Origin of the sequence: Mesorhizobium sp. WSM4904 (genome assembly GCF_029674545.1) — a bacterium.
GTDB lineage: Bacteria > Pseudomonadota > Alphaproteobacteria > Rhizobiales > Rhizobiaceae > Mesorhizobium.
Genome location: NZ_CP121354.1, coordinates 2582088 through 2597701, shown reverse-complemented (window position 1 = coordinate 2597701; position 15614 = coordinate 2582088). Strand labels below are relative to the sequence as shown.

Annotated in this window: 13 protein-coding genes; 10 read left to right on the top strand and 3 right to left on the bottom strand. The window is 64.2% G+C overall.

Annotation, left to right across the window (positions count from 1 at the left end):
• Positions 1-197 precede the first annotated feature (197 nt).
• The 3 genes from QAZ47_RS12375 to QAZ47_RS12365 all read left to right on the top strand — a co-directional run bounded on the left by QAZ47_RS12375 (position 198) and on the right by QAZ47_RS12365 (position 5069).
• Positions 198-2357 (top strand): GumC family protein, encoded by a 2160-nt coding sequence (locus QAZ47_RS12375; RefSeq protein ID WP_278233428.1) that lies wholly within the window; start codon positions 198-200, stop codon positions 2355-2357.
• Between the two features lie 20 nt (positions 2358-2377).
• Complete coding sequence (locus QAZ47_RS12370) at positions 2378-3487, top strand: cellulase family glycosylhydrolase (RefSeq protein WP_278233427.1); 1110 nt, start codon at positions 2378-2380, stop codon at positions 3485-3487.
• Between the two features lie 64 nt (positions 3488-3551).
• Positions 3552-5069, top strand: a complete 1518-nt coding sequence (locus QAZ47_RS12365; RefSeq protein ID WP_278233426.1) for a hypothetical protein — start codon at positions 3552-3554, stop codon at positions 5067-5069.
• Positions 5070-5100: 31 nt separating this feature from the next.
• Here QAZ47_RS12365 and QAZ47_RS12360 read toward each other — a convergent pair whose 3' ends face one another.
• Positions 5101-5985, bottom strand: a complete 885-nt coding sequence (locus tag QAZ47_RS12360; protein ID WP_278207019.1) for a hypothetical protein — start codon at positions 5983-5985, stop codon at positions 5101-5103.
• A 494-nt stretch (positions 5986-6479) separates the two neighbouring features.
• Between QAZ47_RS12360 and QAZ47_RS12355 the strand changes: the two genes are divergently transcribed.
• From QAZ47_RS12355 to QAZ47_RS12345, 3 genes are read left to right on the top strand one after another with little or no spacing between them, the layout of a single operon-like run.
• Positions 6480-7031, top strand: coding sequence for a MaoC family dehydratase (locus QAZ47_RS12355; RefSeq protein WP_278233799.1), 552 nt, complete (start codon positions 6480-6482; stop codon positions 7029-7031).
• Positions 7028-8188 carry a CaiB/BaiF CoA-transferase family protein gene (locus tag QAZ47_RS12350; RefSeq protein ID WP_278233425.1) on the top strand — a complete coding sequence of 387 codons (1161 nt, stop codon included), beginning with the start codon at positions 7028-7030 and terminating at the stop codon, positions 8186-8188. Before QAZ47_RS12355 ends, QAZ47_RS12350 begins: the two co-directional genes overlap by 4 nt.
• A complete protein-coding gene (locus QAZ47_RS12345) occupies positions 8185-9330 on the top strand; it encodes an extracellular solute-binding protein (RefSeq protein ID WP_278233424.1) in 1146 nt (381 codons plus the stop codon). Before QAZ47_RS12350 ends, QAZ47_RS12345 begins: the two co-directional genes overlap by 4 nt.
• Before the next feature lie 35 nt (positions 9331-9365).
• On the opposite strand, the gene QAZ47_RS12340 is transcribed toward QAZ47_RS12345, so the two are convergent.
• The gene (locus tag QAZ47_RS12340) at positions 9366-10202 is read right to left on the bottom strand and encodes an amidohydrolase (protein WP_278233423.1); all 837 of its coding nucleotides are present in this window, start codon (positions 10200-10202) and stop codon (positions 9366-9368) included.
• A gap of 75 nt (positions 10203-10277) precedes the next feature.
• Positions 10278-11063 (bottom strand): IclR family transcriptional regulator, encoded by a 786-nt coding sequence (locus tag QAZ47_RS12335; RefSeq protein WP_278074420.1) that lies wholly within the window; start codon positions 11061-11063, stop codon positions 10278-10280.
• A gap of 157 nt (positions 11064-11220) precedes the next feature.
• On the opposite strand from QAZ47_RS12335, the gene QAZ47_RS12330 reads away from it, so the two are divergent.
• The 4 genes from QAZ47_RS12330 to ugpC all read left to right on the top strand — a co-directional run bounded on the left by QAZ47_RS12330 (position 11221) and on the right by ugpC (position 15613).
• A complete protein-coding gene (locus QAZ47_RS12330; RefSeq protein ID WP_278207013.1) occupies positions 11221-12534 on the top strand; it encodes a sugar ABC transporter substrate-binding protein in 1314 nt (437 codons plus the stop codon).
• Positions 12535-12745: 211 nt separating this feature from the next.
• On the top strand, positions 12746-13642 hold the full coding sequence (locus QAZ47_RS12325) for a sugar ABC transporter permease (RefSeq protein WP_278233422.1): 897 nt from the start codon (positions 12746-12748) through the stop codon (positions 13640-13642).
• 2 nt (positions 13643-13644) lie between these two features.
• Complete coding sequence (locus QAZ47_RS12320; protein WP_059184364.1) at positions 13645-14511, top strand: carbohydrate ABC transporter permease; 867 nt, start codon at positions 13645-13647, stop codon at positions 14509-14511.
• Positions 14512-14515: 4 nt separating this feature from the next.
• The gene (ugpC, locus tag QAZ47_RS12315; protein ID WP_278233421.1) at positions 14516-15613 is read left to right on the top strand and encodes a sn-glycerol-3-phosphate ABC transporter ATP-binding protein UgpC; all 1098 of its coding nucleotides are present in this window, start codon (positions 14516-14518) and stop codon (positions 15611-15613) included.
• Position 15614: the final 1 nt, after the last annotated feature.

Genomic DNA, 15614 nt, shown 5'->3' with positions numbered 1-15614 from the left:
ACGACGACGCTCAAAACCCGATCCTGCATAAGCAAAATGCCGCAACCGCGCCAGCGCGAACGCTTCGCATGGTTACCGGCATCGCCCACGCCGAGCTCATCGTCACGCCGCCACGCTTAACGGATGGCTAACGATAATCCTTAATAATGTGGAGACGAGTGAGGTCGTTAGGTCGCGGCTCCGCACGAGGAACATTGATGAAGCCAGCCAGGATCGACGAGCGCACTCTTCCGCCGCTGTTCGACATAGGTGCCGTGTGGGCCATTCTTTGGGCGCGCCGCTTGATGGTGCTTGCCATCGCCGGCGCGGCATTGCTGCTCGCGCTTTCCTATCTTGCGGTGACGAAACCGAGCTATACCGCGACGGCCTCGATACTGATCGACCCCCGCGACACGCGCGCGACCAATTTCAACAACGTGCTTCCGGGGATCGGGTCCGACAGCGCCGCCATCGCCAGCCAGGTCTTCGTCATCCAGTCGCCCGACCTGCTGGGCGCGGTCTTCAGAAGCCAGAAGCTCGACAGCGATCCGGAATTCGCCGGCGCCGGTATGACGTCGCGTCTGCTGTCGCTGTTCGGAGCCGGCGCGACCCCTACGCAGGATGCCGCCTTCAAACGCTTCCAGAGCAAGGTGTCGGTGGAGCGCGAAGGACTTACCTATGTCATCAATGTCAGCTTCACCTCGCCGTCGCCGGAAAAGGCAGCGCGCATCGCCAATGCCATCGTCGACCAGTACCGGGCAGGCCTCGTGGGAGAACGCGAGACCGCCAACAGCGACGTGAACACGCTGCTGACGGACAGGATCTCGGGCCTGCAGAAGGATGTCAGCGACGCCGAGCGCGCGGTCGAGGATTTCAAGACGAAACACAATATCGTGAATTCGACGGATGGCGGCACGCTGCAGTCGCAGCTCGATCAGCTCACGGCGCAGCTGATAGCCGCCCAGGGTGACGCCGATCGGGCCAAGGACCGCTACAACCAGGCGCTGGCGGCGGGCAATTCACCGGCCGGACTCGCCAAGCTCGCGGATATTCTTACCTCCACCTCCGCCAGCAAATTGCGCGACGACTACAACCAGCGCGCCACCGAGCTTGCCAGCCTGCAAACCATGTACGGGCCGCGTCACCCGACGATCGGACGGCTTCAGTCCGAACTGGAGCGGTTGCAGCGACTGATGGCGGCCGAGGCCGATCGGATAAGGCAGCAGTTGAAGGCCAGCTACGATCTTGCCGTGCAGAATGTCGGCAAGCTGCAGGACAAGCTCGAAGCCCTGCGTCAGCAGTCCACGGACTCGAACATCGCGCAGGTGCAGCTGCGGCAACTGGAATCCAAGGCGCAGGCCGCGCGCGCCGTGCTCGACGACTATCTCAAGCGCGCCCAGGAAACGTCCCAGATGCAGGGCGTGCAGACGTCCGAGGCGCGCAAGATCGGCGTCGCCTCGCCGCCGGTCCAGCCGACATGGCCGAAGCCGGTCCTGCTTCTCCTGGTGAGCGTCGTGCTGGGGCTTCTCGCCGGATGCGGCCTTGCCTTGGCGCTTGGTCCGGTCCCGCAGCCGGAAGAGGATCCGCAGGCGCCGAAGCATGCCGCACAGGAGCCGGTCGTGGACCGCAAGGACAGCGCGCCCGTCAGCCCCCGGCCACTGCCGATGCCCGCCAATTTCGGCGAATACCGCCTGCCCGGCGTCGCCGGCGGAACCGCCTATTCCAACATCAAGGCGATCAGGAAGCAGCTGTTCCAGACCGGAAACGAAACGCTGTCGCTCGACGTCCTGAAGATCATGCGGCAGATGGTCCTGCACCTGAACGACCACGGCAAACCCTTTGTCATCCTCGTGTCCTCGATCCGCAGCAGCTTCGAGGCAAGGATCGCGGGCGCGATGCTGGGCATCGGCATGCAACGGGCCGATCAGAATGTGCTGATGGTGGAAATCGGCGATCATCTGTCTAGCTCGACGACAGACGGAGCCGGATTGTTCATCGACGGCGCGACCGGCCTGCGGACGGTCGTCTGCAGCTCCGTGATGGAGAAAGGTCCTGGCGTGCCGGATCGCAACACCTTCCGCGGCATTCTGGCGGAAGCCGGGAGCGCGTTCGATTTCGTGCTCGTGATCGCCCCTTCGTTCAATGAGAATGGCTGGATTCCGGAACTCTTCGCCAAAGCCGACCTTGCGCTTCTTGCGCTCGGCCCGTTCGAGCAGCCTTCGGAAGCCGCCAAGCTGCTTGCGCAAAAATTCGGCGCCGGCCAGATCGGCCGCAGCGCCACTCTTGTCGTCGCGCCGGACGGCGCACGGCCGGCCGAGGCGATGGACGGTCCGCGAGCGGTGGGCGAACAGCGCCGCAGCGCCGCCGCCCGGGGATAGGCAGTGGAGGCGATGCATCGATGACATCGCCGTCCAAGATGTCACGGCGACATGCGCTGGCACTTGCCGCCGGAGTCCTGCTCGCCACCTCCCCTCTGCCACGGTCGGCCGCGCTGGCGACGGGCGGCGTCCGCGTCCCGTCGCGCGGCTTCAACCTTCCAGGATGGTTCGACCGCGACGGTGGACCTGCCCCCGCCACGGCCACGCTTGAAAAGCTGCGCCAGGCGGGCTTCGAAACCATTCGGCTGCCGGTGAACGGCGACCTCGTCTCCAGCGGCCATCCGGCAACGCTTCGCCGCATCCAGAATGGGATCCGGGATCTTGTCGGGTTGGGCTTTTCGGTCCTCCTCGACATGCATCCCTCGGGCGAGCTGGTGGCGGCTTTCCGAAACGATCCCGAAGCCGCGGGCGGGCAGGTGCTTCGGGCCTGGACCTCCTTGCGTGTCGTTGTCGCCGACCTGCCGATGGAATCGGTCTACCCGGAGCTGCTGAACGAGCCACCGATGGAACGGAACGCATGGCTGGCGCTGCGCGAACGGATCGCCGCAAGGTTGCGAGCGAAGTGTCCGCTCCACACGCTGGTCTGGGGACCGGCACGGTTTCAGGGCATCTGGGAAATCGCCGATACGCCGCCGCTCGCCGACGACAATCAGATTGCCGCGGTTCACTACTACGCTCCGATGGCATTCACCCATCAGTGCGAAAACTGGGATGCGTCGCCGCTCGCCCGCATCGCGGGCCTGCCCTTTCCCGCAAGCAAGGAAACGGCGGCGGTGAACCAGCTGCTTTCCAAACTGCGCGCGGCCGGCGACGAGGAGGCCGCCAACCTCGTTGAGGACGGATTGTCGGCGCCTTGGACAGAGGCACGGATCGCCTCCGATTTTGCCGATCTGGCGCGTTGGTCCGCGACCCATGACTGCCCGGCGATGCTGAACGAATTCGGCGTGCTCAATTTCTGCGTGGATGCCGAAAGCCGCGCTTCCTGGGTGCGCGCCGTGCGCAAGGCGGCGGAAACGAATCAGGTCGCATGGACCTATTGGGAGCTCGATCAGGGTTTCGGCTTCATCAAGAACCGGCGGAGCGTCGAAGGCTTCGACGGCTCGATGATCGCCGCGCTCCTTGGAGGTTAGCGGACGTGGACGACAGGCGCCATAGACGCTTGCTGGGGCGAGCAACGACAGGAGGGGGCCGCCGATGAGCACGACGCAGGCCTATTCGCCTGTCGGACTGCCGGGCCGCGACATGCCCGAAGCCCTGCTGCATGTCGGCACGGCCTTGCTTGTCGTTGCGCTCGCCGTCTCCTCCTTTGCTGTCTGGACCCCGTTCGGGGTTGCCGCGACCTTCGTGTTGACGCTGATCATTGCGAACGCGGTGCCTTCGGGCGTTCCCGTGCTGATCATCTGCGCCTTCCTCTATCAGAACCTCGTGGTCGCCTGGTTCACCCCGTACATTCCCGACAACGACACGTTCGACGCGCTGCGCGGCACGAACTTCATCATCCTGATGACCGCGTTCGGCATCTTCCTCGCCGCCTCGTTTCAGCACCGCGTCCGCGCGCTGACCGAATTGCGTCCATGGCTGCTGCTCAACATGGCGCTGTGCGGAACGGTCTGTTTCTATTTCGCCCTCGGCGTCGTGCATGGCGGCCCCAAGGACGCGGTCGTCTATTTCCGCAACACGATCACACCGCTCGCCTGCTTTCACGTCGCGGTCCTCGCCGCCAGCCTTTATCCCGTCGATCTGCGCAAGAGCATGCTCTGGCTCGGCGCCGGCGCGATCATCTATGGCTACGCCGAACTGATCTTCACGATGGATTTCCTCGGCCTCTTCCATGGCGACCTTTACGTCGAGCGCAGCATATCGCGGCAGGTCGAGACGGGAGTGTGGGAGCAAGCGCTGAAGGAAACCGGTTTCGTTTATCGTGGCATCGAGGACGTGATGACCACGACCTTCTTCAACACGCCGCTGTTCAACGACATCCTGCCGAGCGTGTTTCGCATCGGCGGCCCGAACTTCCATCCGATCAGCTATGCTTACGCCTTGAGCACCATTTCGGCCTGGCTCCTGTTCAGAGGACGGTGGTTGCTGCCTGTCGCAGCCTTGCCGCTGTTGCTCGTCATCGGCTCCAAGGGGGCGACGTTCATGCTCTTCGTCGCGATTGCCGCGCGACTGATCTACAAGCCCTCGCGCACCGGCCTGGCGCTCATGGCGGTGATAGCGCTGGCCGTGGTCTGGACGACGGCGGCGATCGGCTACGGCGCGACGCATGGCGACTATCACGTCCTCGGCCTGATCGCAGGCATGCGCGACTTCCTGGCCGACCCGCTGGGACAAGGATTGGGGCTCGGCGGCAACCTGTCGAGCACGAGCATCAATCTCAACTGGCAAAGCGCTCAGGCCGAGGGTGCCGCCTCGGTGCCGGTCGAGAGCGCGGTTGGTGTCATGCTTTACCAGATGGGCGTAGGCAGCCTCGTCTTCTTCGGCTTCCTGGCGGCGCTGTTGGTGGCGCTGCGCCGGCAGCTCGTCGAAACCGGCGACTCGGATTTCCTGTTCGGTTTTGTCGGCATCGCCACCATCTCGGCCAACGCCGTGCTGCAGGAGGAGGCGTTCTACTCCCCTCTTGCCCTCGCCTTCTGCCTGTTGCTGGTGGGTATCTCGCTCGGAACACGCTGGCGCATAACCGCGGCGGCAAGGGCCGGGGCACTGGACTGATTTCAAGGATCGGCCGGCTTCGCGACGTCGTTCAGGAGCCGAACAGCACCATCTCGGTGAACGTCAGGTCTCCTGGCGAGGGCGACTTCGGGCCCTTGAAATACTTCAGGCCCTTCTTCGGAAAATACCGGCCGCCCAGACCGGGAACCGGGCCCATGGCATCGACGAGGCAAAGCAGCTTGCCGCGCCGCAGGAGAAAGCGCCCCACGGCCCCGGCGCACCGGACCAGATCCGCGTGGGAGCGGCAGTAGACGATCTGACAGCACGGAATGAGACCGTGCAATATGCGCCGCGGCTTCAGCACGAGCGGCAGCGCCAGGCCGTCGCAAATGCAGATCAGCGACAGGCAGCCCAGCGCCGCATGCTCCAGGAGTATGTATCTTTCATTGTCGGTGAGCTGCGCCATCTCGGCGAGGTCCGAACCGGCTTCCAGCACGCGGTCCGGGCGCGGCATCGCGTTCAGGACGGGGAGGAAGGCGACCTGTCCGCCGGAAAACAGGCGAAAGCCGAATGCCTTGTTGAGCTTCAATGTTCCGGGTGACGGGGAAATGTTGGTGTAGACAACGTCCTTGCGCGCGATGACCGTCGCGATCATCCGGCTGGCATAGGGCCGGAACTCCGCATCCACCGACCAGCTCGAGAGATTGCAGCGGATTTCGTCGCCGTCCACGCCCCTGTGCCTGGCATAGAGCGTAAGCACGGCGCCGACGATTTTGCCCGACTTCTCGAGGACGAAACCATATCGCGGGAAATCGGCGACCGCGGGCCGCCGCGACAGGCGGGTCAGCGCCTCGATCCAATAGCCGCGGCTGCGTTCCGGAAAGCCCCTGCGCAGGCAATCCGCGACGCCTTCCCAATCCTCCTCATCGAAGGGTCGGCAGCCGACACCGGGAGGAAACGCACCGAGAACAGCCATAGTGGACTCAAGAAAAAAGGCACAAAATATGGTCGAGACCCGTATTATCCTGATGATCGATTACTAACGAATTACACTGCCATCGAAGCCAATTTTATTGGCCATGTCTCACGGCACCCTGCGGCGCTCTCCTGCCACAACTGATCTTCCGAATCCTACAACCGATAAGGGTATTGGACGTTGTAGAGTTGCCTAATAACCATTTATTTCTGCGTGATTCAGGCGGAAAGTCGCTACGCGTTTTCCTGGTTGCCCGGGCCTAGCCTTCGCTATCAACCCTTGCGTTCCTGCGGCACGTTACCGCTTCCCACGATCGATACGGCGCCGTCGACGGTTCGGCCGGGCGGGTAAAATTTCTGCCCAACCCGCTTGTACCCAAATCTCATATGTGAATATAATCTTCACAAGAGAAGATTTGGGGAGGATCGATCGCGTTTGGCTCCGGCCTGACCCGGACGGCGCGGCCTATTCTCCGGCAGCGGACGAACAGGATGATGACCAGCTTCCCGCCCACCGTCGGCGTCGCCTCGACACACCCTTCCGACATGCCGGCCGATCACGCCGAGCTGCCGGTGTGGAACGCCGAAAACTGGTTTTATGAGGATTGGCCGGTCGGCCAGAAGATCCGCTCGCTCCGGCGCACCATGGCCGAAGGCGACAGCCATCTCTTCAACACTCTGGTGCTCGACATCCACCCTTACGTGCAGGACCAGATGTTCGCCGAGCGCGAAGGCATTTTCGGCAGGCGCCTGGTCGCCGGCGCGTTCGTGTTCTCCGCCGGGCTCGGCCTTGTCGCCACCAATTGCGTCAACGCCTTTTCCTACGGCTACGACAAGCTCCGCTTCATCAAGCCGGTCTTCATCGGCGACACCATCTATTCGATCCGCACCAACATGGAAAAGAAACCCCGCTATCATGAGATGGGGCTGATCCGCGCCAGCTACGAGGTGTTCAAGGGCGAAGGCGAGCTGGTCCTCTACTGCGAGCACCTGCAGACCGTGAAGTACAAGAATCCGGCCGACTTCGCCGGCAAGACGGAGAAGTGACGATGGTCGCCGACCTGCCGCTGTCCGGCCTTGTCGTCGTCGACATGAGCCAGTTCCTGTCGGGACCTTACTGCTCGCTGAGGCTGTTGGACCTCGGCGCCCGCGTCATCAAGATCGAGCGGCCCGATGGCGGCGACCTCTCGCGCCGGCTTTATCTCAGCGACACCGAGATCGGCGGCGATTCCACCATCTTCCACGCCATCAACCGCGCCAAGGAAAGTTTTGCCGTCGATCTGAAGAACGAGGACGACCTGAAAGCGCTGCGCGGGCTGCTCGCGAAAGCCGACGTGCTGATCCAGAATTTCCGCCCCGGTGTCATCGAGCGGCTCGGCCTCGACTACGAGCATGTGCGTTCGCTCAACCCGCGCCTGGTCTATGCCTCGATCAGCGGCTATGGCGAGGACGGCCCGTGGGTGAAGCGCCCCGGCCAGGACCTGCTCGCCCAGGCGCGCTCCGGCGTGATGTGGCTGAACGGAGACGAAGATCAGGGGCCGGTGCCGTTCGGCCTGGCGATCGCCGACATGCTGGCGGGCGCGGCCTGCGCGCAGGGCATCCTTGCAGCGCTGGTCCGGCGCGGCATCACCGGCCAAGGCGGCCACGTAGAGACCAGCCTGTTCGAGGCGCTGATCGACTTCCAGTTCGAGGTCCTGACGACCCACCTCAACGATGGCCGGCGCTTGCCGCGCCGCTCGTCCTTCCGCAGCGCCCATGCCTATCTGGCGGCACCCTACGGCGTCTATCCGGCCAAGGACGGTTTCCTGGCGATCGCCATGACACCGATCCCGAAGCTTGCCGACCTGCTCGAGATCGAGGCGCTGGCGCCCTACCGCGACCAGCCGTCGACCTGGTTCACCGCCCGCGACGAGATCAAGGCGATCATCGCCCAGCGCATCGCGCAGAAATCGGTCGACGAATGGCTAGCCATCCTCGAGCCCGCCGACATCTGGTGCGCCAAGGTGCTGAACTGGAAGGAGGTGCTGGAGAGCGACGGCTTCACGGCGCTCGACCTCCTGCAGACGGTGACGCGCGAGGACGGCGTGGCGATCCACACCACCCGGTCGCCGCTGAGGATCGACGGCGTGCGCGCCAAGGTCGAGCAGGCGGCACCCCGCGTCGGCGAGCACAGCGCAAAAATCCGCGAGGAATTCGGTCTATGACGTCGCTCAAGGGCATGACCTGGAACCATCCGCGCGGCTACGATCCGATGGTCGCCTGTTCCAGGCTGTGGCAGGAAAAGACCGGCGTTTCGATCGAATGGGAGAAACGCTCGCTGCAGGATTTCGAATCCTTCCCGGTGGAAGAACTCGCCCGCGCCTATGACCTGATCGTCATCGATCACCCGCATGTCGGCCAGATCACCGCCGAAAAATGCCTGGCGCCGCTCGACGTGCCGGGCCGCGAGGCCGAACGCGACGCGCTGGCGAGGGCAAGCGTCGGTCGATCCTATCCGAGCTATACCTGGCAAGGGCGGCAATGGGCGTTTCCGATCGATGCCGCGACCCAGGTCCAGGCCTGGCGGCCCGATCTGATCGAGGCCGCGCCGGCGATCTGGACCGAGGTGCTGGAGCTTGCCGAACAGGGCCGCGTGCTCCTGCCGCTCAGGCCGCCGCACTCGCTGATGTGCTTCTTCACGCTTGCGGCCGATCTCGGCCGGCCATGCGCCGTCGAAGGCCCGGGCGATCTGGTCGATCCCGAGACCGGCGAAACCGTCATCGAGATGCTAAGCGAGATCGCGGCGCTGGTCGACCCCGTATGCCTGACGATGGACCCGATCGCGGTGTTCGAGAAGATGGCCGAGGCCGGCTCGCGCATCGCCTGCGCGCCGCTGATCTATGGCTATGTGCCTTACGCGACGGCCGGTTTCCGTCCGAACCGGCTTTTCTTTTGCGACATGCCGTCCGTGGGCGGCAACGGCCCGGTCGGCTCCGCGCTCGGCGGCACCGGCATTGCCGTCTCGGCCTTCTCCGCTGCCGGCCGGCAAGCAATCGACTTCGCCTACTGGATCGCCAGCGGCGACGTGCAGCGCGGACCCTATGCCGCCGCCGGCGGCCAGCCGGGCCATGCCGCCGCCTGGGAGGATGCGGCCGTCAACGCCGCGACCGGCGACTTCTATCGCGCCACGCGGGCGACGCTGGAGGGCGCCTGGGTGCGCCCGCGTCACGACGGCTACATGGCGTTCCAGCAGGTGGCATCCGACTGCCTCAACGCGGGCCTTGCCGGCCGGCAGGACGCCAGCCGTGTCGTTGCCGACATCAACCGCCTGTTCCGCGAGAGTTTCGCGCCGGCCGTCGCCGGCTAATCCATGTCTCTCGGGCTGCGCAGTAGTGTCGTAGCCTAGAGCCGCCAGAGCTTCTTCGCATTGCCGGACAGCAGCTTGGCGCGCTCGGTCTCGCTCGCGCCCGCGATCAGCGCATGCGTCGCAGCCACCCAGCCGAGCAGTCCGCCGCCCAGCGTGCAGACCGGCCAGTCGCTGCCCCACACGACGCGGTCCCAGCCGAAGCTTTCGATCGTGTGCTCGACATAGGGTCGCAGCGTCTCGGCGGTCCAGGTCGCGGAATCGGCATAGGCGACGACGCCGGAGATCTTGCCGACGACATTGGGGCGCCGCGCGATCGCGGCGATCTGCTCGCGCCAGGGGTGCTCGGCCTTGCCCTTGATGTCGGGCACGCCGCAATGATCGAGGACGAACTGTACGTCCGGCGCCAGATCGACCAGCGTGATCGCCTGGCTCATCTGTCTCGGCAGCACGCAGAGATCGAAGGTCAGCCCGCTGCCGGCGATACGCCGGATGTTTTCACGAAAAAGCACACCCTCGGAAACGTCGTCGGGCACCACATGCAGCACGCGGCGAAAACCCTTCACGAAAGGATCGGCTTTCACCTTGTCCAGCCAGGCGGCGAAGCCGGCCTCTTCCGGCCGGCACGACACGATCGCGCCCTGCACCAGGCTGCCCGGCTTCCTCGACAATCCTTCGACATGGGCCGTCTCGGCCTCGATATCGGCCGGGTCGACGTCGACTTCCATATGCAGCGCCAGTTCTATGCCGGCGCGGCGCGCTTCGGTTGCGTATTCATCGTGGGAGAAGTCGCGGTCGAGCGCCGGCACGCCGGTCAGCCACGGATAGCGCAGCGCCGCCTTGTCGATGAGATGCAGATGCGTGTCGACGATCATGGCTTCCTCCCTTGTCGCGCTTATGCATGTTACCCAAAGATCATCTCACGGGAGAATTGATCATTCAAATAAGAATTACTCCTTGGGCCTCACATCCGATCCGGCAAGTTGCGACAGACGAGCCGCCGCCGCCTGGAGCAGCGTGATGGTCCTGGTGATATCGGGCGCGGCTGGCGCGTTGACCAGGGTGATGTAGGGTATGGTGAGCGCGGCGATGCCGCGCCCGTCGGGACCGAGCACCGGCGCCGACAGATTGTAGACGCCGGCCGTCTGCAGCGAAGCCATCATCTCATAGCCGCGGTCGCGCACCTGGTCGAGGCGGGCGAAGAAGTCGGGCGACAGCTTCATCTCCTCGTTGCTGCGCAAGTGTTCGGCGATCATCATCTCGCGCTCTTCCGGCGAGCGGAAGGCCAGCAGCACATGTCCCGACCCGGTGTCGAACAGGCTGATATGCGAGCCGACGCGGATGGAGATTCCCCAGTATCGCGGCGCTTCTTGCTGCGCGATGACGACGGCGCTGCCGCGATCGAACACCACGAGCTGGTTCGCCTGCCATGCGGTTTCGGCCAGCTCGCGCATGATCGAGGTGGCGTAGGAAACCAGCCTGCGCACCGGCGCATGCAGTTGGCCGAGCCCGAAGAGCTTCAGCGTCAGCGAGTAACGGTCGCCGTCGGGGCGTGTGACGTAGCCGCGTTTCACCAGCCGGTCCAGCATCCGGTAGAACTCGTTCGGGCTGCGGTCGAGCCGCTTGGCGATCTCGGCCTGCGTCAGGCCGCCGTCGACGCTAGCGAGCAGCTCCAGGATATCCAGCCCCTTGTCCAGAGCCGGCGCGCGATAGCGGTCTTCCTCGTCGTCCTGCACCGGATGCCTCTCTGGTGAATTTTCATCTTCATATACGCAAGAGTGCCTTCATTGGGAAGAAGTTTCGGCTTGACGACTTATGAATATTTTGTTTGCATATGAATGAAGCGGTTGAGCTTCAGGTCATGACGGCCACCGGCCGTCCAGGGAGGAATTCATGAACAGACTGCTTTCCGGCGTCGCCGCCGGCGCATTGCTCATGGCATCGGGCGCTGCATTCGCGGCCGACCTGCCGGGCAAGTTTCCCGGCGTCACCATCGACGCCAAGCTGATCGGCGGCCAGCAATACGAAAAGCTCTACGAGCGCATCGGCGAGTGGGAGAAGGCGACCGGCGCCAAGGTCAACGTCATCTCCAAGAAGAATCACTTCGATCTCGACAAGGAGATCAAGTCGGACATCGCCTCCAATTCGATCACCTGGTGCGTCGGTTCCAACCACACCTCGTTCGCGCCGCAATATCCGGGCATCTACACCGATCTCGCCAAGCTCTTGCCTAAGGAGGAGATCGACGCCTTCGTCCCGGCCAACATCGCGGCGGGGACGCTAGACGGCAAGCTGGTGATGCTGCCGCGCGCGCAGTTCGACGTCTCGGCGCTCTACTACCAGAAGAGCCTCTATCAGGACGAAGCCAAGAAGAAGGCCTATAAGGAGAAATACGGCGAGGACCTCGCTCCCCCGGACACCTTCGACGAGATGGCCCAGCAGGCGGAATTCTTCGCCAGCCCGCCCGATTTCTACGGCACGCAATATGCCGGCAAGGAAGAGGCGATCAACGGCCGCTTCTACGAGATGGTGATTGCCGACGGCGGCGAATATCTCGACAAGGACGGCAAGCCGGCCTTCAACTCGGACGCCGGCGTCAAGGCGCTCGACTGGTTCGTCAAGCTTTACAAGGCCAAGGCCGTGCCGGCCGGCACGACCAACTATCTGTGGGACGATCTCGGCCAGGGCTTCGCTTCCGGCACCGTGGCGATCAACCTCGACTGGCCGGGCTGGGCTGGCTTCTTCAACGACCCGAAGTCGTCGAAGATTGCAGGCAATGTCGGCGTCAAGGTCCAGCCGAAGGGCTCGTCCGGCAAGCGCTCGGGCTGGTCCGGCGCGCACGGCTTCTCGGTGACCGAGAACTGCGCCAACAAGGAAGCCGCCGCCTCGCTCGTCTGGTGGCTGACCAATGAGGACAGCCAGAAGCTGGAGGCAGCCGCCGGCCCGCTGCCCACCCGCACCAAGGTCTGGGAATGGGACCTCGAGCAGGCGAAGTCCGATCCCTACAAGACCGAGGTGCTGCAGGCCTTCCAGGAAGCCGCCAAGAACGCCTTCCCGGTGCCGCAGACGCCGGAGTGGATCGAGATCTCCAACGCCGTCTATCCGGAGCTCCAGGCCGCCATCCTCGGCGACAAGACTTCCAAGCAGGCGCTCGACGATGCTGCCGCCAAGGCGACGCAGATTCTCGAGGACGCCGGCAAGCTCTGATGCATGTCGCGCAAAAGTGTGCAGCGGTTTTGCGAAAACGACACGCACAAGAACAAGGACTTAAAGCGCGTCGCCTGAATCCGTTTCAGCACGACGCGCTTTAAGGAACCATCCTCCCTGCGGCGCCGGTCTTGTGGCCGGCGCCGCTTTTGACCGATGCGGCCGCCCTGCGATTGGATCGCCGGCCGCGCAAGCAATTTTGGAACATTGCATGACGGCCAAGCGGCTTTCCGCGCCAACCCTTCTTCTGCTGCCGGCCGTGCTCGTGCTGGCGGCCGTGGTGGTCGTGCCGCTCTGCCTGTCCTTCTATTCCAGCTTCACGCCGTTCAGGCTGACGCGGCCGGAGACCTTCTTCACCTTCATCGGGCTGCGCAACTATCGCAACATTCTGTCCGACGCGAATTTCTGGTGGGCCTTCGGCCGCACCGTGCTTCTGCTCACCATAGCGCTCAATCTCGAAATGCTGCTGGGGCTCGGCCTGGCGCTGCTGGTCGAGAAGGCCAGCCGCGGCCAGCGGGTGCTGCGCACCATCATGATGTTCCCGATGATGTTCTCGCCGATCCTTGTCGGCTTCCAGTTCAAGTTCATGTTCAACGACAATATCGGGCTGGTGAACAACGCATTGCAGTCGCTGGGCATCACGCAGGACGCGATCCCCTGGCTGATCGAAGGCCATCTCGCCTTCATCGCCATCTCCATCGCCGAGATCTGGTCGTCGACCTCGATCTTCGCGATCCTGATCCTGGCCGGCCTGCTCGCCATGCCGAAGGAGCCGGTCGAGGCGGCGCGCGTCGACGGCTGCACGCCGTGGCAGACCTTCCGCTATGTGACCTGGCCCTTCATCATGCCCTTCGCCTATATCGCCATGACCATCCGCTCGCTCGACGTCGCGCGCGCCTATGACATCGTCAAGATTATGACTGACGGCGGCCCTGCCGGCCGCACGGAACTTTTGTGGACGCTGGTCGCGCGCACCGCCTACAGCGACGCGCGCATGGGCGTCGCCAATGCGATGGCATATTTTTCGATCCTGCTGTCGATCGTCTTCACCGTCTATTTCTTCAAGAAGCTCGCCGCGGCGCGCACCCAGATCGGCGCGGAGTGGTGAGAATGGACGCCAACGCATCCGCCCGCCTGAAGCGCCGCGCTGCAACCGTCGCGCACCGCGTCGGTCTGTTTCTGGCCATGCTTTTCATCTGCCTGCCCGGCATCTGGATCGTGCTGTCCTCGTTGCGGCCGACGGTCGAGATCCTCGCGAAGCCGCCGGTCTGGATCCCGCAGCAGGTCTCGCTCGACGCCTACATCGCCATGTTCAGCGGCGTCGGCAAGGGCGGCATTCCCGTCCTCGACTATTTCCGCAACTCGCTGATCATTTCGGTGACGTCGACCGTCATTGCCATCGCCATCGGCATGGCCGGCGGCTACGCCTTCGCGCGCTACCGCTTCCGCGGCAAGTCGGCGATGTTCCTCGGGCTGATGCTGACGCGCACTGTGCCGGGCATCGCACTCTCGCTGCCGCTGTTCTTCGTCTATGCGCGGCTTGACATCATCGACACGCATTTCGGCCTGATCCTGGCCTATGTCGCGCTAAACGTGCCCTTCACCATCTGGCTGATCGACGGCTTCTTCCGCCAGGTGCCGAAGGACCTCGCCGAGGCCGCGCAGATCGACGGCTGCACGCGCTGGCAGGCTTTCTGGCAGGTCGAGTTCCCGCTCGCTGGACCGGGAATCGCCTCGGCCGGCATCTTCGCCTTTCTCACCTCCTGGAACGAGTTTGCGCTGGCTTCGCAGCTGACGCGCTCGATCAATTCCAAGACGCTGCCCGTCGGGCTGCTCGACTACACCGCCGAATTCACCATCGACTGGCGCGGCATGTGCGCGCTGGCCGTGGTGATGATCATTCCGGCGCTTATCCTTACCTTCATCGTGCAAAAACACCTCGTCGGCGGCCTGACCTCCGGCGCGGTGAAAGGTTGATCCGATGGCGATTGTCTCGCTCAAGAAACTCACCAAGCGTTACGGCAACATGGAGATCGTGCACGGCATAGACCTCGACGTTGCCGACCGCGAGTTCATCGCGCTGGTCGGGCCGTCGGGCTGCGGCAAGTCGACCACGCTGCGCATGATCGCGGGGCTGGAGGACATCTCCGGCGGCACGATCGAGATCGGCGGCCGCGTTGTCAACGACCTGCCGCCGCGCTCGCGCAACATCTCGATGGTGTTCCAGTCCTACGCGCTCTACCCGCACATGACCGTGCGCGAGAATCTCGGCTTCTCGCTGAAGATCGCCGGTGCGCCGAAGGAGGAGATGGACCGCCGCGTCGCCGAGGCCTCGGCCATTCTCGGCCTCGACGCGCTGCTGGAGCGCCGCCCGTCGCAGCTCTCCGGCGGCCAGCGCCAGCGCGTCGCCATGGGCCGCGCCATCGTGCGCGATCCTGACGTCTTCCTGTTCGACGAGCCGCTCTCGAATCTCGACGCCAAGCTGCGCACCCAGATGCGCACCGAGATCAAGAAGCTGCACGCCAAGGTGAAATCCACCGTTATCTACGTCACGCACGACCAGGTCGAGGCGATGACGCTGGCCGACCGCATCGTCATCATGCGCGACGGCTATATCGAGCAGGTCGGCACGCCGGACGAAGTCTTCCAGCGTCCGGCGACGCGCTTCGTCGCGGGCTTCATCGGCTCACCGCCGATGAACCTGCAGGAGGCGACCGTCGCCGACGGCAAGGTCGTCTTCGCCAGCGGCCAGAGCCTGCCGTTGCCCGGCCGGTTCAAGGCCAGGGTAAGCGCCGGCGACAAGGTGGTGTTCGGCCTGCGCCCCGACGATCTCTATCCGGCCGGCCACGGCTTGCATTCCGGCGACGCGGCGGACGTTTATGAGACGGAGCTGCCGGTGACGGTGACGGAGCCGCTCGGCAACGAAACGCTGGTATTCGCCGATTTCGACCGCCGCGACTGGGTCTCGCGCATGCTGAACCCCAGGCCTCTGAAGGCGGGCGACCGTGTCGTGATGCACTTCGACCTGTCGCAGGCGCATCTCTTTTCCGCCGAAACCGGTAAATCCTTGAGGAGCTGAC